The sequence below is a fragment of the Rhizobium sp. 01T444 genome, assembly GCF_056398305.1.
Window position 1 is genome coordinate 54,698 of the sequence record NZ_JBFTPD010000015.1, and the last position, 21,310, is coordinate 76,007.

At 59.5% G+C, this 21,310-nt stretch carries 18 protein-coding genes and 3 pseudogenes; 16 read left to right on the plus strand and 5 right to left on the minus strand.

Going from position 1 to position 21,310, the window contains the following annotated elements; all coding sequences use genetic code 11:
- Positions 1 to 181 precede the first annotated feature (181 nt).
- A pseudogene (locus AC1DTN_RS20305) lies at positions 182 to 1,368 on the minus strand (IS256 family transposase); the annotation flags it as partial.
- Positions 1,369 to 1,915: 547 nt separating this feature from the next.
- Between AC1DTN_RS20305 and AC1DTN_RS20310 the strand changes: the two are divergent.
- From AC1DTN_RS20310 to AC1DTN_RS20320, 3 genes are all read left to right on the plus strand, one after another.
- The gene (locus AC1DTN_RS20310) at positions 1,916 to 2,050 is read left to right on the plus strand and encodes a hypothetical protein (RefSeq protein WP_310380319.1); all 135 of its coding nucleotides are present in this window, start codon (positions 1,916 to 1,918) and stop codon (positions 2,048 to 2,050) included.
- Positions 2,051 to 2,179: 129 nt separating this feature from the next.
- A complete protein-coding gene (locus tag AC1DTN_RS20315) occupies positions 2,180 to 2,566 on the plus strand; it encodes a ketopantoate reductase family protein (protein WP_477922356.1) in 387 nt (128 codons plus the stop codon).
- On the plus strand, positions 2,518 to 3,495 hold the full coding sequence (locus AC1DTN_RS20320) for a ketopantoate reductase family protein (protein WP_477922357.1): 978 nt from the start codon (positions 2,518 to 2,520) through the stop codon (positions 3,493 to 3,495). The genes AC1DTN_RS20315 and AC1DTN_RS20320 overlap by 49 nt, the downstream gene beginning before the upstream one ends.
- Positions 3,496 to 3,576: 81 nt before the next feature.
- Here AC1DTN_RS20320 and AC1DTN_RS20325 read toward each other — a convergent pair whose 3' ends face one another.
- Both AC1DTN_RS20325 and AC1DTN_RS20330 read right to left on the minus strand, forming a co-directional pair.
- A complete protein-coding gene (locus AC1DTN_RS20325) occupies positions 3,577 to 5,298 on the minus strand; it encodes an extracellular solute-binding protein (protein WP_113320229.1) in 1,722 nt (573 codons plus the stop codon).
- Positions 5,299 to 5,374: 76 nt separating this feature from the next.
- Positions 5,375 to 6,301 (minus strand): NAD(P)-dependent oxidoreductase, encoded by a 927-nt coding sequence (locus AC1DTN_RS20330; protein WP_113320228.1) that lies wholly within the window; start codon positions 6,299 to 6,301, stop codon positions 5,375 to 5,377.
- A gap of 477 nt (positions 6,302 to 6,778) precedes the next feature.
- On the opposite strand from AC1DTN_RS20330, the gene AC1DTN_RS20335 reads away from it, so the two are divergent.
- From AC1DTN_RS20335 to AC1DTN_RS20395, 13 genes are all read left to right on the plus strand, one after another.
- A complete protein-coding gene (locus AC1DTN_RS20335; RefSeq protein ID WP_477922358.1) occupies positions 6,779 to 7,567 on the plus strand; it encodes a glucose 1-dehydrogenase in 789 nt (262 codons plus the stop codon).
- A gap of 89 nt (positions 7,568 to 7,656) precedes the next feature.
- Positions 7,657 to 8,745 (plus strand): 2,3-butanediol dehydrogenase, encoded by a 1,089-nt coding sequence (locus AC1DTN_RS20340; RefSeq protein WP_477922359.1) that lies wholly within the window; start codon positions 7,657 to 7,659, stop codon positions 8,743 to 8,745.
- Positions 8,746 to 8,812: 67 nt separating this feature from the next.
- Positions 8,813 to 9,097 (plus strand): YciI family protein, encoded by a 285-nt coding sequence (locus AC1DTN_RS20345; RefSeq protein WP_113320225.1) that lies wholly within the window; start codon positions 8,813 to 8,815, stop codon positions 9,095 to 9,097.
- Positions 9,094 to 10,107, plus strand: a complete 1,014-nt coding sequence (locus AC1DTN_RS20350; RefSeq protein ID WP_477922360.1) for a Gfo/Idh/MocA family protein — start codon at positions 9,094 to 9,096, stop codon at positions 10,105 to 10,107. The genes AC1DTN_RS20345 and AC1DTN_RS20350 overlap by 4 nt, the downstream gene beginning before the upstream one ends.
- Positions 10,108 to 10,117: 10 nt before the next feature.
- A complete protein-coding gene (locus AC1DTN_RS20355; protein WP_310380336.1) occupies positions 10,118 to 11,101 on the plus strand; it encodes a zinc-dependent alcohol dehydrogenase in 984 nt (327 codons plus the stop codon).
- Between the two features lie 4 nt (positions 11,102 to 11,105).
- A complete protein-coding gene (locus AC1DTN_RS20360; protein WP_442207238.1) occupies positions 11,106 to 12,164 on the plus strand; it encodes an SDR family oxidoreductase in 1,059 nt (352 codons plus the stop codon).
- Positions 12,165 to 12,179: 15 nt separating this feature from the next.
- Positions 12,180 to 13,061: an intradiol ring-cleavage dioxygenase gene (locus tag AC1DTN_RS20365; RefSeq protein WP_113320221.1), complete on the plus strand. Its 882-nt coding sequence runs from the start codon at positions 12,180 to 12,182 to the stop codon at positions 13,059 to 13,061.
- Positions 13,062 to 13,070: 9 nt separating this feature from the next.
- The gene (locus tag AC1DTN_RS20370) at positions 13,071 to 14,135 is read left to right on the plus strand and encodes a maleylacetate reductase (protein WP_477922361.1); all 1,065 of its coding nucleotides are present in this window, start codon (positions 13,071 to 13,073) and stop codon (positions 14,133 to 14,135) included.
- 197 nt (positions 14,136 to 14,332) lie between these two features.
- Positions 14,333 to 14,617 (plus strand): YciI family protein, encoded by a 285-nt coding sequence (locus AC1DTN_RS20375; protein ID WP_113320219.1) that lies wholly within the window; start codon positions 14,333 to 14,335, stop codon positions 14,615 to 14,617.
- 420 nt (positions 14,618 to 15,037) lie between these two features.
- Positions 15,038 to 16,012: an ABC transporter permease gene (locus tag AC1DTN_RS20380; RefSeq protein WP_477922362.1), complete on the plus strand. Its 975-nt coding sequence runs from the start codon at positions 15,038 to 15,040 to the stop codon at positions 16,010 to 16,012.
- Positions 16,009 to 17,076, plus strand: a complete 1,068-nt coding sequence (locus tag AC1DTN_RS20385) for a substrate-binding domain-containing protein (RefSeq protein ID WP_113320217.1) — start codon at positions 16,009 to 16,011, stop codon at positions 17,074 to 17,076. Before AC1DTN_RS20380 ends, AC1DTN_RS20385 begins: the two co-directional genes overlap by 4 nt.
- Before the next feature lie 63 nt (positions 17,077 to 17,139).
- Positions 17,140 to 19,650 carry an ATP-binding cassette domain-containing protein gene (locus tag AC1DTN_RS20390; RefSeq protein WP_477922363.1) on the plus strand — a complete coding sequence of 837 codons (2,511 nt, stop codon included), beginning with the start codon at positions 17,140 to 17,142 and terminating at the stop codon, positions 19,648 to 19,650.
- Between the two features lie 123 nt (positions 19,651 to 19,773).
- Positions 19,774 to 20,265 (plus strand): VOC family protein, encoded by a 492-nt coding sequence (locus AC1DTN_RS20395; protein WP_442207242.1) that lies wholly within the window; start codon positions 19,774 to 19,776, stop codon positions 20,263 to 20,265.
- A gap of 124 nt (positions 20,266 to 20,389) precedes the next feature.
- Here the strand turns inward: AC1DTN_RS20395 and AC1DTN_RS20400 are convergent.
- Together AC1DTN_RS20400 and AC1DTN_RS20405 are read right to left on the minus strand one after the other, a co-directional pair.
- Positions 20,390 to 20,731, minus strand: a pseudogene (locus AC1DTN_RS20400) (4Fe-4S dicluster domain-containing protein); the annotation flags it as partial.
- Between the two features lie 107 nt (positions 20,732 to 20,838).
- A pseudogene (locus AC1DTN_RS20405) lies at positions 20,839 to 21,122 on the minus strand (ribbon-helix-helix domain-containing protein).
- Positions 21,123 to 21,310 lie beyond the last annotated feature (188 nt).

Below are 21,310 nucleotides of genomic sequence, written 5' to 3' on the forward strand. Positions count from 1 at the left end.
TTTCCTCGGCTCATGGGGAAACGAACAAGCTTTTACCGAGGCAACGATTCGACTAGAGAATATACGACCGTCAGCAGGGTGTTCGCGACCAGCACCAGCGACCAGCGATAATGTCCCTGGGAGTGGTGTAGCTCGTTCGATCGTCGAGCTTCCCGAGCGGAGCCGGGAACGGGTCAACTTGAGCGGGCAAGTTGATAAGCGGATCATCGCTCATTGTAGCGATGGTTTCCAGTGTCATGTATCGCGAGCGCTGAACAGCCCACTCGTCATTTTGCTCCAGCAACAAAGCGCCGACGAGTCTGACGATGGCATCGTCGTTGGGAAAGATGCCGACGACCTCTTTCCTTCGCTTGATCTCGCCGTTCAGCCGTTCAATCGGATTTGTCGAATGAAGCTTGGTCTAATGCTGCCTGGGAAAGGTCAAGTAGGCGAGGACATCTTCCTCGGCGCCATCCATGAGGCCGGCAAGTTTCGGCACTTTCGGCCTGATCTGATCGGCGACGTTGCGCCACTGTTGGCTGGCAGCTTCCGGCGTGTCCTGGGCAAAAGCGGTTGCAATGAACGCTGAGACCACGCGTCGACCGCTCTTGCCGGCATGCGCCAGCGCATTGCGCATGAAGTGAACCCTGCATCTTTGCCAGGTAGCGGAAAGGGCCTTGGACACGGCGGCTTTGATGCCTTCGTGGGCATCGGACACGGCGAGTTTGACGCCACGCAAACCGCGCCGTGTGAGCTTACGCAGGAACTCCGTCCAGATCGGCTCAGCCTCAGAGGTACCGATTTCCATGCCGCGCACTTCGCGTCGACCATCGGTGTTGACGCCGATGGCGATGATCACCGCGACGGAGACGATGCGTCCGCCCGCCGGACCTTGAGGTAGGTGGCATCGATCCAAAGATATGGCCAGTCACCTTCGATGGGGCGGGAAAGAAAGGCCTTCACCTTGTCGTCGATCTCTTCGCAAAGCCTGGAAACCTGGCTTTTGGAGATGCCACTCATGCCCATCGCCTTGACGAGGTCGTCCACCGAGCGGGTCGAAACGCCCTGGATATAGGCTTCCTGGATCACCGCGGTCAGTGCCTTCTCAGCCATGCGACGCGGCTCCAGAAAGCTTGGGAAATAGCTGCCCGTGCGTAGCTTCGGAATACGAAGTTCGACAGTTCCAGCGCGGGTCTCCCAGTCGCGATCGCGATAGCCGTTACGCTGAGCAAGCCGAAAGTCGTTCTTCTCGCCGTAGGCCGCACCGGTCTTGGCACCGACCTCCAGCTCCATCAGCTTCTCGGCCGCAAAGCCAATCATCTCGCGCAGCAAATCCGCATCAGCACTCTTCTCAACAAGAGAGCGCAGGTCCATCATGTCATTGGTCATCGGTGGTCTTTCCAAAAGGTTGTGCTTGAACAACCCAACCCTACCGGAAAAAGCCGATGACCACCGCTATCGACCTACACCACCTCCCGGGACAGCATCGGTGGCGCTGAAGTGACTCCAAGGCGAGATTTGCAGTAGATGAACGCAAAAGTCCGCGGCTACAGTTTCGAAATCCAGAGGTCCACAGTCATCGCCGCGACCGGGCACAAACGGGTTCCTCAATTTAGAAAACCGAAAATATCGGACCGACCGCGATTGAGAGACGCCGAAAATCTGCTCCACGCCGGGGGTGTGACTACGGTTGGACTACGCCCTCCCTTCGTGGCGGGCGCTAGTCTAATCCTGACTGAGAGAGAATCGGACCTTGATCGCCGCTACGCATTAGCTGCCAAGCAATCGCGGAAACGCTTCGGTTTTGGTCGCGGTCACTTTTAGTGAGCGCTTCAGCAACGTGTGGCCGTAGCTCTAGCGCCTCTACATGCCTTCATAGGTTTGTGTAGGACCGGGCAAGTCGAGCAGACCTTCGTTCGGTCGAAGGCGGGTTGCCATGCGTCTCGACATGACGGACTTTGAGGCGTCCATCGCCGCGAGGCTGCACCAGCCAGTCATGGCCCGGACGATCTCGCCCGGCTCGGAGGTCGGGCTGCGTGATTGGACGACGCCCGGCATCCAGAATGGATAATTGCGTCGTTTCACATTTTGGAGATTTTTCCTACGATCTCTCACGAAATCTCGGGAGGATTTCGGCGTATCCACGGACATCGGCCTCTAACCGAGTGGCGTGATGGATCATCGACAGGGGAGGTTGCTGATGATGTCGGATACGCTGACAACCGCTCTCCAGGATTGGCGCAAGGGACGGCGCGCGGAGGTCCTCGATCTCAACGGTCACGTGGTCGAAACCTTGAAAAGGGCGGGCCAGAGCGCGCCTGTCAATCAACGGATCGTCGAGATCGCCCGCGCCATCGGAGCGCGGCAGCCTTTCGGCGCAACCGTCAAACGCCACCCTTATCGAGGCATGAATGGCCGTTACCGGCCGGAGCAACAGTATGAGAGGAGAAGTTCATGGGTTGGGATGAGACGCGCGGTCCGCGGATTGCATTTGTTGGAACGGGCGCGCAAGGCGCGTCCATCGGGGCGGATTTCGCCTTGGCAGGCCTTGACGTCACCTTCATCGAGCAATGGCCGGAGCATGTGATGGCGATCCGTGAAAAGGGCATCACGGTGAACCTGCCGAAACGCACCATCAATGCGAAGGTCCCGGCTTTACACCTGTGTCAGGTCGCCGAAATCAAGGAACCCTTCGATGTCGTGTTCCTCGTGGTAAAAGCCTACGACACCAAATGGGCATGCCAGCTGATCGAGCCATGTCTGGCGCCTGATGGGCTGGTCGTCGGTCTCCAGAACGGCATGACGCATGAGGATATTGCCGACGTGGTCGGCCGCGAGCGGACGATCGGCGCCGTCATCGAAATCGCCTCCAATATGTTCGTGCCCGGCGTCACCAACCGGCAGAACGATCATGACGCGTCCTGGTTTGCGCTCGGCGCGCTCGATCCGAAGACGCAGGATCGCGTGGAAGCAGTCGCCGATCTGCTGCGCAATTCCGGCACGGTCGAAGTGATGGACGACATTCGTTCCGCCAAGTGGATGAAGCTTGTCGTCAATGCCGCCGAACTTATTCCGTCGGCCATCATCAATCTGCCGCTCGCCGATGCAGCGCGCGCACCGGGCATGCTCGAGGTCATGCGGGCCGCCGGATATGAGGCAATGCGGGCAGCACTCGCCGACGGAGCCAAAATCGTTCCGATCATCGGCATGCCGCCGGTGACCACCAATCATCCGGAACGTTATGTCGATCAGATCTTCGACGAAGTGCTGAAGACCTTTTCACAGGCCGACACATTGACGACGTCGCTGCAGGATTGGCGCAAGGGACGCCGAGCGGAAGTTGGGGAGGTCAATGGCTGGGTTGTCGATATACTGCGCGTGCACGGACAGGAAGCCCCGGTCAATCAACGGGTCATGGACGTGGCTTTTGATATCGAAGCCGGTCAGATCGATGCGCGACCGGAGAATGCAGCACTACTGATCGAGGCATACCAGGCCGTGATGGCACACAGCTAGGACAAGAACAGGCGGCTTTTGGGGCCGTGGTAAATATCCACGGCCACCCGTCGTCGTTCATCGCCGGTGCATTTTGATTGGCTAGACCGTGCTTTGCCGTGTCCAGCTCCTCTGCGTGGATTTGAGGCTTTCTTCAATTTGAGCGGCGGCGTGCTCAAGGGCAAGCCGCGGCGTCTTATTGCCGAGCAATGCCTCATGGATCTCTTCGCCGAGGACCTTCTCGATCGTCGTATATTGTGGGATCTTTGGGCGCTGCCAGGTCTGCAGAAGGTTCTTCTTGGCGAGCTGGTCCACGAAACGCACGATCGGCGAACTTGCGGCAGCCTCCGGATCGGCACTGACGGAAAAGCGCGGCGCGACCGGAAATCCGTTTTTCACATGCGCTTTCATTGCTTCTCTCGATGCCATCCAGGCGATCGCATCGGCGGCCAGTTCCACTCGTTCCTCGGGCAGATTTGTCGGAATGCAGAAGAGAAAGCCCCCGATCGGCGAGGCGCGCGTGCCGCCCGGGCCAGAGGGCTGAGGCAGATATTCGACCCTGCGCTTGACGACCGACTGGACGTCATATTCGAAGCGAGCCGCGCGCATGGTCCAGAAATAGCCGAGACTTGCTTTTCCTTTGAGAAACACTGCGAGCGTCTGGTCCCAAGCCATTTCAAGGATCTTGGGCGGAGAGATTTCGAGCAGCCTGCGCATATAGTCAAGCGCCGCAAAACCAGCGTCGGACAGAATCGTGCAGCTCAATTCTTCGAGGTTGACGCCCTCAAGCGTGAAGCCCGCGCGGATCTTGCGCAGCGAAATCGCCGGTTGACCGCAGGCGCCCATGAAAAACAGGAAGCTCGAGGCGATCGGCATGCCGCGCGCACCATCCCAGACCGCGCCGAACATTCCCTCATCGGGAGCGTGAAATTTGCGACCGGCATTGATCACATCATCGAATGTCTTCGGGAACGACAGGCTCGCATCGGCAAACAGGTCCTTTCTCGCTGCAAGGACCTCGATGGTGCAATAGCCGGGAACGCCATAGTCACGCCCTTCCCAGGTCGCTGAAGACCAGATGGAGGGATGGAAATCGAGCGGGTTGATGCCCGTCTTCTGGATATATTGGTCGATCGGCCTGATAACGCCGCTCTCGGCGAATTCGCCGAGCCAGGGCATGTTGATGGCGATGACGTCGTAATCGGAAAGCCGCTTGGCGCCATTTTCGCGCGCGCGTCGATAAAGGTCGGGAAGCGGCAGAAGGTCGAAATTCTTGCGCGAAGCGAGGTTGCTGCGGAAGTCGGCCCACATGTTGCGCATTGCGGAGAAATAATTGTCGTCGTTCAGGAGAAAACGAAGCTCGATCTGCGATTCCGCGCGCTTCTGCACCAGCCGCATCGGCGGGATGATTTGCGAACCGAGCGGGGTTCCCCCGAAATAATACTCATCCTCCTCCTCGCCTGCCCGCAGCCCCAATGTCTGGGCGAGCAGGGATTTCGTCTTGCGGGCATAAAGCTCGAAGGAGCGAAGCAATTGCTCGCTCGGCTGCAGCGCGAAGCTCTTGCCTGTCTGTCCCTTGGCGACCTTGAGAATGTAACCGGCATCGATGAGGCGATTGATCAATCGCATCGAGGTTGCATAGGGAAGACCGGATTCCTGCCCGAGCGTCGAGATCGAGACAGGCTGGCTCAGAATATGCGACTTGATCAGGAACGTGACGATAAGCCAGATCGCATCATCATCGGCCGCTTCGACGACCTCTCTGAAGGGGCGGCGCGTTTTCTCGATGAAATCGATGACGCGCAGCATTTCATATTCGTTCACGTCGGCCTCCCAACCGTCGCGCTGCCTGCAATCAGACTAGCCGGCAACTCTTCCGCTCGCCAGCCCCGTCAATGCGCTAAATGGCCTTGAGGGTGTGCGAAGCAGCAGCCTTTTCCCGGCCCAGGCCAGCAAGGCGCTCATATTGTTCGAAGAGCACGAAGAAGTCCTTTTCGGCAAGACCATCGGCGAAGGCTGCCTCGTACTGCTGGCGGATCATCGAGGCGAGATACATCGGAACATGATCGGATTTTGCCGCCCCAAGGATCAGGTCGAAGTCTTTCATCATCTGTGAGACGGAAAACGCGGGATCGAAATTGCGGTTGACCAGCAGGTCGCGCTTGTAGGCGATCAGCGGTGACGAGACAGCGCTCTCGCAGATGACGTTGAGCATGGTCTCGACGGTCAGATTTCCCTTTAATCCAAGCGTCAATGCCTCCCCAAGAAGGGCTGCCGTTGCGCCGACGAGCGCATTCAGCACGAGTTTCAGATAGCGTGCCTGCTCGCCTTCGCCGAGATAGAACCGTTTCGCTGAAAAGCTCGCCAGAACGGGCTCGACCTTTTTATATGCCTGTTCGGGACCAGAGACCATGACCGAGAGCAGACCCGAGGATGCGGTGATCGTACTGCCCGAAACGGGCGCACGCACATAGTCGACGCCCTTGCGGTGAAGGGCTTCTGCAACTTCGGCCGAAAGCTCTGGCGAAACGGTGCTCATCTCCACCAGGATCTGGCCGGGCTTGAGCAGTTCGACAAGCGTGGAGGGTGCAAGTGTGAGCTGACGCAGCACCTCGTCATTCGGAATGGTCAGGATCACTATGTCGGATGCCTCGACCAGATCCTCCAGGCTGTGGGCGACGTTCGCGCCCTGCGCAACGACGGAAGCACGGTTTTCCGGAAGTGGCTCATAGACGGACAAGGCATATCCGTTCTCGAGGACGCGCCGGCTCATCGGCGCGCCCATCTTGCCGATTCCGGCCCATCCCACTTTCAACGTCTCGCTCATGCAAAACCTTCCTTCCCCGGAGGCGTTCGCCAACCGGAATTCTCGATGCAGCTCTATGTCGAAGGAGCGCCAGCGAACCGGGCGAAAACATGCCTCAACTCGGCGCGAGCGCCGTCTCCTCCCGAAGAAATACTAGCGTCAGCCGAAGACCTATTGCTGCATTGAAAATATCCATTTCGGACAATTAAGGATTTGTCGAAGCGCAGGTTGATCCTCTAGCCTTCGCTTCGGATCGCACGGCGGTTCCTGTGGGAGGAATATTGCCGTCAACATGTTGGAGATGACGCGGAAGCCAGCGCTTCCGCGCCTGATCCCGCGTAGTCAGTGGTTCGGACAGTTCAGGGGAGGGGTGGATCAGATGAGGCGGCCTGCCGTCCCGGTCGGATCCCATCGCACCGCGACCTGTCGCATTCGCCCTGTCCGTCACGTCTGACGGTCTCAGCTGAAGCGACGGGAGTTCTATTGGGAGGGAATGCCATGAGTGGATCGGTCAACAATAAGGTCGTCATCGTAACCGGCGCGGCGCGCGGTATTGGCGCGGGCATTGCCGCCGATCTTGCCGAAAATGGAGCGCGCGTGGTGATTGCAGATCTCAATCTTGATAGCGCGCAGCAAACCGCATCAAAAATTTCCTCTGCGGGCGGCAGCGCGGTTGCAATTGCCGTCGATGTCTCGAGCCGTTCCAGCGTCAGGGCGCTGATCGACGAAACCGTATCTCGTTTCGGCCGCCTCGACGTCATGTTCAATAATGCCGGCATCAGTCAGACCTGCCCCTTCATGGAGGTGACGGATGAGGATTTCGACAGGATCATGGCGATCAATGGCCGCGGCGTTCTGATCGGAACCCAGGAGGCGGCACGGCAAATGATCGCTCAGGGCGATGGTGGCAAGATCGTCAACACGGCCTCGATCGCCGGAAAGCAGGGCTACCCGTTGTTTGCCCATTATTGCGCTTCCAAATTCGCGGTTGTTGCGATCACGCAGGCGGCTGCCCGCGCGCTTGCAGAACACAAGATCACGGTCAACTGCTTCGGCCCGGGTGTCGTCAAAACCGAGCTGTGGGAACAGCTCGACCGCGAGTTCATCGAGCGCGGCCTGACGGAAAAGCCGGAACAGGCGATCAATGATTTTTCCCAATCGATCCTTCTGGGGCGGGTATCGCTTCCCAAGGATATCGCCGGCGTCACGACGTTTCTCGCCTCCCAGGCATCCGACTATGTCACCGGCCAGACCATCATGGTCGATGGCGGCATGGTGCTGATCTAAAAGGGCGAGCGCTGTGACAGGACCGACCGGAAACGTCTTGCTTTGGGCATCGGACCGGTCTGCGACGGCGGCTCAATAACAAGTTCATCATGAAAGGCGTGAAGATGAAGGCTGTACGGTACTATTCCAAGAAAGATATTCGCGTCGAAGACGTGCCGGCGCCAAGCGGCCGCCTGGGCGACGACATGGTGCTGATCGACCCCCTGGTTTGCGGCATCTGCGGTACCGATATCCACGAGTATATTGCAGGGCCGATCGTCACACCGGCCACCCCCCATGTCTATTCCGGCGCCACGCTGCCGCAGATTCTCGGTCATGAATTTTCCGCACGTGTGCTGGAGGTCGGCAGGAACGTCACGCATGTTGCTCCAGGCTCGCGCGTCTCGATCCAGCCGCTGATCTCGCCGCGCGACGATTATTATGGCCGGCGTGGGCTCTTCCACCTCAGCGAAAAGATGGCCTGCGTCGGCCTGTCATGGGACTGGGGCGGAATGGGCGAGCGCGCCGTCGTCAATGGCTATAACGTCTTTCCGGTCCCAGACAGCGTCTCCGATGTTCAGGCAGCGATGATCGAGCCTGCTGCCGTCGCGCTTTACGGCGTCGATCGCGGTCGCGTCACCTCCGGAAGCTCGGTGCTGGTGTCTGGTGTCGGTCCGATCGGCGCCCTCGTGCTCCTGGCGACAAAGGCGGCAGGCGCCACGACGATTTTCGTCTCGGAACTCAATCCCAACCGCAGGGCGCTGGCCAAGACGCTCGTTCCTGAAGCGATTGTCTTCGATCCGCGCGAGACCGATACCGAAGCGCTGTTCCGCAGCCACACTGAGGAAGGCGTCGGTGTCGACGTCGCCTTGGAATGCGTCGGCGCCGAGGCGTCGCTCAATCTTTGCGCCAAGGCCGTCCGGCGTCAGGGCACGGTCGTGCAGGTCGGGCTTCACGTCCGGCCGGCGGCAATCGATGCAATGCTCTGGGCGCTCAAGGACATCACCGTCGAAGCCACCTGGTGCTATCCGGTGCAGATCTGGCCGCGCATCGCGCAGATGATCGGAGCGGGAATCTTCCCGGTCGAAAAGATCGTCACGGCGCAGATCGCCCCGGAGTACGTAGTCGAAGAAGGCTTCGAGGCCCTGATCGATCCGGCTGCCTCCCACATGAAGATCCTCGTCAACATGAAGGCCTGATCAAGGAATTTCCAAACGCCAAACCTTCGACGACCACGCCATTGCCTGAATTCGAAAGGAATTAGACATGCATTATGTTGTTCATTGCCTTGATCACGAGGGCGCTGTCGACAAGCGCCACGCCAATTACGACGCCCACAAGGCCTATCTGTCGACCGGCAAGACCAAGACTGTCATCTCCGGTCCGCTTCTGGCCGACGACAACGAGACCATGATCGGTTCGCTTTTCGTTTTCGAGGCCGATACCAAGGAAGAGATCGTTGCGTTCAACAAGGCCGATCCCTTCACCAAGGCCGGCGTTTGGAAAACCGTCAACATCCACCCGTTCAACAAGCGAGTGGACAATCGATGACCATGCGCGAAGATAAACCCGTCATCGCAGCGCTGGTCGGTCTCGGCTGGTGGGGTCGCAAGATGGCGAGCCTCGTCAATGCCGGGGGCGCGAAAATGCATTTCGTCCGCGGCATCGATCCCAATCCCGACGCAGCCGCCTTTGCTGGCGAGATGGGCTTGCAATATTCCCATGACATGGCGGAAGCGCTCGCGGATCCGACGATCGAAGCCGTTGTGCTCGCGACACCGCATTCGCTGCACCGGGAACAGATCGCGCGTGTCGTTGCAGCCGGAAAACACGTCTTCTGCGAAAAGCCGCTGGACCTGACAAAGGCTGGCGCGCAGGCATCGGTGGATCTCTGTCACGATGCGGGACTTGTCCTCGGCATGGGCCACGAGCGTCGTTTCGAGCCGCCGATCGCTACAATCTTGGAGACTGCAAAATCGGGCAAGCTTGGCAGGCTTCTGCAGATCGAGGCGAATTTCAGCCATGACAAGTTTCTGGCACTCGATCCCTCCAATTGGCGGCTGAAGGCCGATCAGGCGCCAGCAGGCGGCATGACGGCGACCGGCATCCATCTGACCGACCTCTCGGTGAAGCTGATGGGCCCTGCCGCGGACGTGCGCGTCGTTTGCGAAAATCTCGCGTCTAGCATCCCGCAGGGCGATACGATGAGTGCTCACATCCGTTTTTCAGGCGGCGGCACGGCCTATGTCTCGGCAACGCTCGCCACCCCCTTCATCTCCCGCTTCGCCGTCTTCGGGACGGAGGGATGGATCGAAGTGCGCGACAGGGCCCATGTCGAGGCACCCGATGGCTGGGTGGTGACCGAAGGCTGGAAGAACGAGAAGATCACCGTTCGTGAGCTGCCACCCGCCGAACCGGTCCGTGACAATCTGAGGGCATTCGCCCGGGCGATCCGTGGCGAGGCGCATTATCCGATCACCGGTGAGGACATGATCAACAACATCGCTCTGCTGGAAGCGATTGTACGCTCCGCAAAGAGCGGCACGCTCGAGAAGGTCTGAGGAGAAGGACATGAAAGCTCTGGTTTTCGAGGCTCCCGAAAAGCCCGTCGTCGCCGAGGTTGGAATACCGGACCTGTCGCCGAACGAGGTTCTCGTCCACACCAAGGCGGTTGGGATCTGCCACTCCGATTATGAACTGCTTGCCGGCCGCTACATCATCCCGATCTCCTATCCGGTGACACCAGGGCACGAATGGAGCGGCGAAATTGTCGAAGTCGGACGCAACGTCCAGGGCTTCAGCAAGGGCGACCGCGTTGTCGGCGAATGCGTGGTGCGCACGCCTGAGCGCCTGCATCATTTCGGCTTTTCGATCAGCGGCGCTGACCGCGAGTATTTCACGGTCAATCCGGAATGGCTTCATAAGCTGCCGGACGCCGTGGACGACAAGAAAGCCGCGCTGATCGAGCCGTTTACCTGCGGTTTTTATGCCGTCCTTCGTTCCGGCGGGACAAATGCCAGCGAAACCGTCGTGATCTCGGGTGGCGGTACGATCGGCCTTGTGTCGGCTGCAGCCGCCATCGGCATGGGCGCGCGCGTGATCGTCGTCGATCCGCTTGCCTCGCGCCGGGACGTCGCAAAGCGGCTCGGCGCAGACGTCGCGCTCGATCCATCTGACGGCGGTGCGGCAGAGACGATCCGCGAGCTGACCGGCGGAAAGGGGGCCGATCTCGTCATTGAGGCCTCCGGTCACGATGCCTCGCTTGCGGCAGCATTCGACTACGCGCGCGAGGAAGGCCGTGTGTCGATGGTCGGCATCAATATCGGCCGCAAGGTGCCGGTCGTGATCGGCCAGATTCAGATGAAGAACCTGACGGTGCGCGGTTGCATCGGCTCACCGGGTGTATGGCCGGCTGCTATTCGCTTTCTGGAACGGACAGGCATCGATCTGTCGCCGATCCAGACGCATGACTTTGCCCTGACGGAGGCGGTCCAGGCCTTTGCCTTCGGACAGGATCCGACCAAGAGTATCAAGATCACACTGTTGAACGGTTGAACCCATGACAAAGCATGCCCTGATTGTCGGCGCGACCGGCATTACCGGAAGCAACCTAGCCGAACTCCTGCTTGCCGCGGGTGACTGGGGCGTATCGGGCCTGTCCCGATCCGTCAGCCCGATCGCCGGGGTGCAAACGCTTCAGTGCGATCTCGTCGATCCGGATTCCGTCCGTGGTGCGCTGCTCGGTCTGCGGCCAAGCCACGTCTTCATCACTGCCTGGTCGCGCCAGGAGACGGAAGCGGAAAACTGCAAGGTGAACGGGGCGATCGTCCGCAATGTGCTCGATGGCTTGCAGGGCGCAAGTGTGGGCCATGTCGCGTTGACGACTGGCACCAAGCATTATCTCGGGCCGTTCGAATCCTACGCCAAGACACAGCCCGAGACCCCTTTCCGCGAAGAGCAGGAGCGCCTGCCGGGGGAAAATTTCTACTATGTCCAGGAGGATGAGGTGTTTGCTGCCGCAGCCCGCGACGGCTTTACCTGGTCGATCCACCGGCCGCACACGCTGATCGGCTATGCCGTCGGCAATGCAATGAATATGGCTGCAACACTCGCAATCTACGCATCGATCTGCAAGGAGACGGGAAGGCCGTTCGTCTTCCCTGGATCGCCGCAGCAATGGCAGGCGACGACCGATGTCACCGATGCGCGCCTGCTTGCCCGGCATCTTCGATGGGCCGCAACCACGAAGGAAGCGGCCAATCTCGCGTTCAACGTCGTCAACGGCGAGGTCTTCCGGTGGAAATGGTTGTGGCCGCGGATCGCCGCCTATTTCGGCATTGAGGCAGCACCCTATTCCGGTTCGCCCGACCCCCTCGAAAACCAGATGGCGGGCGCAGACGAGATCTGGAACGGAATGGTCAGAAAATATGACCTGCAGCCCAATGCGCTCTCGCGGGTCGCCTCCTTCTGGCATTCGGACGCAGATCTTGGTCGGCAGGTCGAGACCTTCAACGATATGGGCCGCAGCCGCAAGCTCGGCTTCATGGATTATCAGGACACGACCCAGTCCTTCACCGACGCTTTCGACCGCCTGCGCGCGGATCGCATCATACCCTGATTGGAGGAGGACCGCATGAGTGCCGACCTCACAGCACCGGTTTCGCCGGCGGGATATTTTACCGAGGAAAACTCGATCGAGACCGTCAATGCGCGCATGGCCAAGGACGTCAATCCGCGGCTCGCCAAGATCATGGCATCCCTCGTGAAGCATCTCCACAATTTCGCGCGCGAGATCGAGCTCACGCAGGAGGAATGGGAATTCGGCATCGATTTCCTGACCCGCACGGGCCACATCTGCACGCAGGAACGCCAGGAGTTCATCCTGCTCTCGGATACGCTCGGTCTTTCCATGCTGGTCGACGCCATTAACAACCGGCGGCCACAAGGGGCGACCGAAAACACCGTCTTCGGCCCGTTCCATGTCGAGGGCGCTCCCGTACGCCGTATGGGCGATCTGATCTGCCTCGACGGCAAGGGCGAAAGCTGTCTGTTCACCGGCCGGGTGATCGATCTTGACGGCAATCCGGTTGCGGGCGCCCGCATCGACGTCTGGTCGGACAATGCGGAAGGCTATTACGACGTGCAGCAGCCCGATATCCAGCCGAAGTGGAACAATCGCGGTGTCTTTATCACCGGCTCCGACGGAGCCTACAGCTTCGTCGGCATCAAGCCGGTTTCCTATCCCATTCCCGATGACGGACCGGTCGGCAAGATGCTGGCGTCGCTCGGACGCCATCCCTATCGTCCGGCCCACATGCACTACATGGTCCGCGCCGACGGCTTTGAGAAGCTCGTGACGCACACTTTCGTCGGGAAAGACCCCTACCTTCAATCAGACACCGTTTTCGGGGTGAAGAAGACGCTGGTCACGCCTTTCGAACCTGTCGAGAACGGCGATACGCTGTGGCGCTCCGATTTCGATTTCGTTCTCACCCGCACCGGGCAGGGGCGCTAGGAGGCCGGCATGGAACACTTCGTCTATACCGGAAATCCCGGCCGCGTCATTTTCGGCAGCGGCACGATCTCAAGGCTCGCGGAGGAGGCCGACAGGCTCGGTGCAAGACGCCTGCTCGTGCTCTCCACACCGGAACAGGAAAGCCAGGCGCAGGATATCGCCGCTCATCTCGGTACGCGCGTGGCCGGAATGTTCTCCAAGGCGACCATGCATACGCCGACCAATGTGACGGCCGACGCCATGCGACAGGTCGAGGCACTCCGAGCTGATGGCCTCGTCGYGATCGGCGGCGGGTCGACGACGGGTCTCGGCAAGGCGATCGCCTATCGTACCGATCTTGCACAGATTGTTGTTCCGACCACCTATGCCGGATCGGAGGCAACGCCAATCCTTGGAGAAACCGAGGGTGGACGAAAAGTGACGCGATCCGATCCTCGCATTCTTCCGGAAATCATCGTCTACGATGTCGACTTGACGCTCAGCCTGCCGGTTTCAATGTCCGTCACGAGCGGCATGAATGCCGTCGCCCATGCGGTCGAGGCGCTCTATGCCCGGGAAGCAAACCCGATCATTTCGATGATGGCGCTGGAGGGGATCAATGCGATCGTTCGCGCCTTGCCCGGGATCACCCAGAACCCTGGAGACAAGACGGCCCGTTCGGATGCTCTCTACGGCGCCTGGCTCTGCGGCATTTGTCTCGGGTCGGTCGGAATGGCGTTGCACCACAAGCTCTGCCACACGCTCGGCGGCATGTTCAACCTGCCGCACGCAGCAATGCATACCGTCGTATTGCCGCATGCCATCGCCTACAATGCCAGTGCCGCACCAGCAGCGATGGACATGCTCGGCGGCAAGCTTGGTGCCGCCGATCCCGCCCAGGCACTCTTTGATCTTTCGAGGCGGCTCGGCGCGAAGATGTCTCTGCAGGAGCTCGGCATGCCGCAAGGCAGTGTCGGAGCTGCCGTCGAACAAGCCATGTCGAATGCTTACTGGAACCCGCGTGCTCTGGAAAAGGAAGGTCTGACCGACCTGCTCGAGCGCGCTTTCCGGGGCGACGAACCCCGGGCAAAATAGGTTTGCGGCCATACGGGAGCGTTGGACGCGACGAGGAGTTTTGCGTAGTGGGGGCAGGGAAATCCGGAAATCCAAAATGGATAATTCCACTGTTTCCTTTGCTCAGAGTGCGGTTACCATCACTATTGCGATGTCTCCGATATCCGAAATTGGACGGGAGACGGAGGGCCGATTTGGCTACCAGGGAGGGAGAGGTCATGCTTGCAGTTCGTGTCGCAATATCCAATCCCGGCAAGGCGGCCGAACGCGAAACCTATCTCGAGGACCACAAGCGCCATCTGCGGTCCGGTCGGGTCGGCATCGTCCAGTCCGGACCGATCGTGGATGAATTCGGCGAAGGCAGCGGAGGAGTTGTCGTGGCCGATGTCAGTTCGCTGGAGGAAATGCATCGCTTCAGCGCGGAGGATCCCTTTGTCCTCCACGACGTCTATGCAAGCGTCGCCATCTACGAGTGGCGGCCAACGATCGGCGGCCATCGCTAAGATGACCGCATCGGGATGCCCGCGTGTCCCGGCAGCAGCTGATTTTCTGAGGAGGAGGGAAAATGAAAGCGGCAGGTACAATCAACTGGGACGAGATCCGCGACTGGCTCGCAGAAGCCGGGAGCATTTGCAGCGGATTTCACGTCGAGTACCAGGAATCGCGAAATCCGCCCCACTCACTGTCAGCGCGTCGACGGCCTAGTCGACTGCGACCTCCGCCAAAGGCCGGCCCATCGGTGGGTTGGGTTTTTCCGAAACGGGATACCTGACGTCGGTCTTCTCTCTTGAATATTTGCCGAACGGGCCCTCCGGTTTTTGCTGGGAGCTCGGCGGCGGAGCCATGACATTCAGCGCGAAAGACAGACTTTGATGACGAACGCCTTTCCCATTGCTTCCAACAAGCATCCAAGGGGGACAATCTTGCCGATACCGCTGGCACGAAGCTTCGTGACCGTCGTCTTCTCGACGCTCGTTCTCCTTCTCATATGCGCGGTCTTTGCGCCGTCGAGCCTGTCCTGGGGCGCGCTTTCGGGAAGCCTGCCCTTCGCGGCAATCATCGCCATTGTCGGTCTCGGTCAGTTGCTCGTGGTGCAGCAGGGTGGCTTCGACCTTTCCCTTCCTGGCGCGGTGTCGCTTGCCGTCGTCATCGCAACCCACTTTCCGCAGCAGAACGATGCGTTGCTCCATCAGGCAGTCCTTCTGTCGATTGGCATTTCGCTCGTCGCCGGCTCCCTGAACGGGCTTCTCGTCAGCATCTTCAGGGTGAACGCAATCATCACCACGATCGGCACCAATGCGCTGCTTTACGCAGTCGTCTTTGCTGTGTCGGGCGGCGTCCCCTCGATCACCACCAACCTTCTGGCCGAGATCGCGGGCGGCGAAAGTCTCGGCCTGCCAAACTCGGTCATCTTCGCGCTGGCGGGAATGGCGCTCGTGAGCTTCGCGCTCAAGAAAACGGTGGCGGGTCGACGGTTCGAGGCGATCGGTGCCAATCCTCTTGCCGCACGAGCTGCCGGCCTGAACGTGCGCATTCACCAGATGATGGCCTATGTCTATGCGCAGCTTCTCTATTGCATGGCCGGCACACTGATTGCCGGAATCACCCGCGAACCCACCGCCTTTCAGGGGGACAGCCTGCTGCTGCCCTCCGTCGCTGTCGTGGTTCTCGGCGGTACATCACTTCTCGGTGGGCGAGGTTATCCCGTCTCGACGGTCATCGCTGCATTTTTCCTCAACCAATTGAGCCAATTCGCACTGACGGTCGGGGTGCCGTTTTCAGCTCAAACCATCATCCAGGCCTTGGCTCTGGGTTTTGGCATCGGTGTTTACTCGATCCGCTGGACGGTAAACCGCAAGACAACGACTGGGACAAGAAAAGTGGAGGACAAAACATGAAACATGCATCTCTCTCGAAATACCTGGCGCTTTCCGTTGTGGCCGCGACCACTGCATTCGCCACTACCGGTATCGCCAAGGCCGAGGCCCCATCCTGGTGCGGCCCGAAGAAGGCAACGCTCGGACTACTGGACGGTTATGGCGGCAACAGCTGGCGCCAGGTCACGACGGCCTCCGGCAAGCAGACCGTGGATCTTTGCCCCAGCATCACCAAGTACGAATATGCTGACGGTCAGGGCGACACGTTGAAATCGATCTCCGACATCAAGAGCATGGCGGCCAAGGGTCTTGATGCGCTTGTCGTCTTTGGCGATGCAGGCCCGGCCGTGCTTCCAGCCATTACCAGCGTCTTCAAATCAGGCAAGGTCGTCGTGCCCTATCGCGTCGCCGTTGGTGGCAAGGATGGCCAGAATTATTCGAAATTCGTCGGCGCATCCTTTGAAAACGATGGCGAAAGCTGGGGCAACTGGATCAAGAGCGTCCTGCCGAAAGGCGGAAACCTCCTCTTCCTCTCCGGGCCTGCCGGCAACAGCCAGGGCCTCGATGAACTCAAGGGCCTCAAGAAGGTTCTTGGCCCCGAATATGTGTTCGTCAATCAGGAGCCCTTCGCCGTCACCAACTGGGATCCGGCGCTGACACAGAAGGTACTGACGGCGGAAATCGCCAAGAACCAGAAGATCGATGTGATCATCTCCGACTTCGGTCCCTCTCTCGTCGGTGCGCTGCCGCTCTTTGCCAAACAGGGGAAGTCGATCCCGGCGCTTGCTACCTCTGATGGCAATTCGCTCGGCTGCTTCTGGCAGGACAACAAGGACAGCAATCCGGACTTCAAGCTCTTCACGGTCGCAACCGGCAACGACAATGTCAGGCTCGCGGTCCAATGGGCCGTCGCGCTTGCCACCGGCGGCACGCCGCCGAGCGAACAGGTCTTCAAGGCACCGGCCTTCGAGGATTCGGTATCCGGCAAGCCAAGCGCGGTGCAGTGCCGCAAGGATCTTCCGGGCGCGATCTACCTGTCCTCCGAACTTTCAGCCGAGGATCAGGCAAAGGCGGTCGGAAAGTAATCGTAAACATCCAGGACCTGCCCGAGCTCCGGGCAGGTTTTCTCTTCCAGCGGATGACAAGCTATGGCTGCAGCAGAAATCAATGCAATCGCGACACCGTTGTCGACCCGTTCCGACCAGACGATCTGCCTGACCGGAATCCACAAATATTTTGGGGGTGTTGCCGCGCTTCGCGACGTGAGCGTCGAATTCCGGCCGGGCGAAGTCCATGCCATTCTCGGTGAGAACGGTGCAGGCAAGTCGACATTGATGAACATCATCGCCGGCACGCTCCAACCGAGCGAGGGCGAGATCAGCTTCGAGGGCGAGCGCATCAGGCAGATGACGCCTGAGTTCGCAAGCACCATCGGCATTGCCATCTGTTTCCAGCATCCCGCCATCCTCAACGACCTGTCGATCCTCGAAAATCTGAGCGTTGCCCTGCCGCCATCGATGTTTTCCGGCAGGCCCATGAGCGAAGTCGCAAGGGAGATGCTCGACACGGTCGGACTGGCACTACCGTTACACATGCGCGCCGGCCAGATGACGGTGGCGCAGAAGCATTTGCTCGAAATCGGCAAGGCGCTCGCAATGAAACCGAAGCTCCTCATCCTTGACGAGCCGACGGCTTCCCTCGACCAGGAGGCAACTGACATGCTCTTCGGTCTCATCCGCAAGGCGGTGAAGGCGGGCACCTCGGTGATCTACATCACCCACCGTCTGGCAGAGCTGCGCCAGATCGCCCAGCGCGTCACTGTCATGCGAGACGGGCGCGTGCGCGGTTCAGCACTTGTCGATGACACGAGCGATGCCGAGCTCGTCAATCTCATCGTCGGCCGCACGCTGGAGGCTGCCTTTCCGCCAAAGTCGAAGCGGGTCGGCGGTGAGGCCAGTTTGTCCGTTGCGGGTTTGAGCGGCCACGGATTTACCAATGTAAGTTTTGATGTAGCGCGCGGCGAGATCATTGGCGTCGCCGGCGTCTCCGGCAACGGCCAGACAGAGCTGATGCGCACGCTTGCCGGTCTGCACACAGCAGAGGGGGCGGTCACGCTTCACGGGCAAGCCGTCAATCAACCGACGCTGTTGCGTCAATCTGCCTTCATGCCGTCTGACAGACATCTCGAAGGCGTGGCGAGCGGCCTGACGGTGCGCGAAAACGCCACCTTCTCTGCGCTGGAGAAATTCGCCGCAAGTGGCGTCATGAACAGTAGGAGAGAGCACGAAAAAGTCACCGCGATCTTCGGCGAGCTGGCAGTCAAAGCTCCCGGTCTCGAAGCACCGATCATGTCCTTGTCCGGTGGCAATCAGCAAAAGGTGGTAATGTCGCGCGCCCTCCTGTCAGAGCCTGGCATTGTAATTGCCGACGAGCCGACGCAGGGTGTGGACGTTGGCGCGCGCTTCGAGATCTATCGTATCCTGCGTGACGTATCGGAGGCAGGAACGCCTGTTGTCGTCAACTCATCCGATGCGGTCGAGCTCGAGGGGCTGTGCGATAAGGTCATCGTCATGTCGCGCGGTCACGTCGTCGAAACGTTGACCGGTGATGATGTCACCGAAGAGCGCATCGTCGCGGCGGCCGTCAAGGCCGCAACTCACGATGTCGAAAGCGGTTCGATATCAGGGGGGACCGCACCGAACGGGCTGCGCCATTTCCTGCAGTCGGATATTGCGCCCGCCGTGCCGTTGGCGCTTGTGACTATTCTTCTCGGGCTTTTCGTCAATGGTCAGAACGACAACTTTCTGTCGATCTACAACATCTACAACATCCTCCTGCTGTCGACCGCGCTGGGCTTCATCGCCCTCGGACAGACGATCGCGCTGCTCATGGGCGGCATCGACCTATCCGTCGGCCCGCTTGCCGGTTTTCTCGTCGTCGTCGCCTCGTTCTTCGTCACCGAGGATATGTCGAGCGGTATGATGTTGATTGGATTTCTGCTCATGCTGACGGGTGCGTTCGTCACGGGCGCCGTGAATGGCGTTTTGATCCGATACGCGAACTTTACGCCGATTGCGGCAACACTTGCCATGTATATCGCGATACAGGGTTTCAGCTTTCTGCTGCGCGAAAACCCGGACGGCTATATCAGCTCGACCGTCACAGATTGGATCAACTGGCAATGGGGGCCGCTTCCCGTCGCCTTCCTCATCCTCGTCGTCGTGACGCTGATTGGTGAATACGCGCTGCGCGGATCGAGACTTGGCTGGCGCTTGCGGGCGGTCGGTTCAAACGAGGAATCCGCACGCAGAATGGGCATTCGTGTCGATCTGACCTATATCAGCGGCTATATCGCTTGCTCCCTGATGACCGCCGTCGGCGCACTCATGCTGATGACACAGATCGGCGTCGGTGATCCACGCCAGGGCGTCAACTACACCTTGTCCAGCATCACGGCAGTCGTACTCGGTGGTACGAGCCTGACGGGTGGTCGCGGAACATTCATCGGCACGGTCCTCGGTGCCGTCCTGCTGACGGAAGTGCTGAGCGCGGTGACATTCCTCAGTCTCACACAGACCTATCAATATCTTTTCCAGGGCATCCTGATTGTCGTCGCGGCGCTGATCTATTCGGCTGCCCGCAGGCGGACAGCACACTAGCTGTGGCGACCTCCTCCGCGACTGATGGCAAGCCGCAGTTTCTATCAGCACACGCACGTCCGGCATTYTCGAGCGTCTCAACAAATTGGATAAGGTTATCATATGACGGGCAGGGTCTACGGCATGCACCACATCGGCATTACGGTGCCGGATATTGAAGAGGGCATTGCATTCTTTCGGGCGGTCTTCGGTGCGATCGAGGTCTTTCGTACTGGACCCTTCGATGTCGACCAGGATTTCATGGCAAAAAAGCTGGGCGCATCCGCACAATCGACCATACGCGATCTGGTGTTCCTGCGTTGCGGCGAAGGGACGAGTGTCGAGCTGTTTGAATATAGTGGCGAGGAAGACAGCCGACCGAAGCGATCCTCGGAGGTCGGCGGCATGCATCTTTGTTTTGAAGTCGACGACGTTCATGCGTGCGCGAATCGATTGCGAGCGCAGGGCATCGACATGCTGGATGGACCCAACTTGGTTGAAAGCGGACCATTGGCGGGATTCAATTGGATCTATTTCCGAGCCCCGTGGGGGTTGATTTTGGAAGTCGCGAGCTTCGCCGAACTCGGCTATGAGCGCAATTCGCCTCATCGGTTATGGAGAGTGGAGCGGAAGTGAACTTCGGCGCCAGCTGTTGAGTTGTTGGTGGGTCAAGAGCGCCGGTGCTAGTGCGAATGTTGTCCTCGCGTGACTGTCAAAGAACCGGACGCCTGCCAGGTTGGCGGCAGCGTCGATGAAACGGTCACATATTCGGATAGACCGGCCCTTCGCCACCCTGCGGCGGAACCCAGTTGATATTCTGGTTGGGATCCTTGATGTCGCAGGTCTTGCATTGGACGCAGTTCTGGGGCGTTGATGACGTAGGTTTCCTGGCCATCCTTCTCGACCCATTCGCAAACGCCGGCCGGACAGTAGCGGGTCGAGGGACCGGCATAGATGTCGTGCTCGGACGACTTCTGCAGCGCATGTCCTTGACCTTGAGATGCACCGGCTGGTCTTCCTCGTGATCGGTGTTCGACAGGAACACCGAGGACAGCCGGTCGAAAGTCAGGACACCATCGGGCTTCGGCCAAAAGGCCGACTTTCTGCCTAAACTGCTCATAATAGCGTTCAGCGGCTTGAGGTTGGTGAAGACCTATCTCGACATAAGTATTGATGACGTCGTCCTCGGCTTGAGGCGACCAAACGAGCTTAACCGCCATGATTGCGAGCGGCGTTCAGTTTCTGACGGGCTTTTCGTGGGTTGCCTCGAAATTAATAGCTTGCGGCGCGCCACTGGCTTTGCCCTGCGCTCACAATTCGCGAAGATGCACAATATCGTCCTTCCGGCTAGCCCATTTCGCAGACCAGTCACGCATGGCTTCGCGTACAACTTCGCTGCTGCTGCTGGCATAAGCACCGCTTTCGACCGCATCGCGCAAAAGCTCAGCTTGCTGCGGTGTTACTGCAATGCTGACCTTTGAGACGTTAGACATGATTGCTGCGCGGCGGCAAGTATGTCTTAGAGCGTCAGGGCCAGCAGCAGGCAGTGATACAGTGCTTCCGTAGCCTGATGAAGCAAGAAAGCGCGTTGCTTAGGGTACTACTGTCCCAATGCGTCTTCTGCCTTCACCACATCAAAGCCTTCGGTGGGAATCGTATCCATCGTAACGGCTCGCCCGAT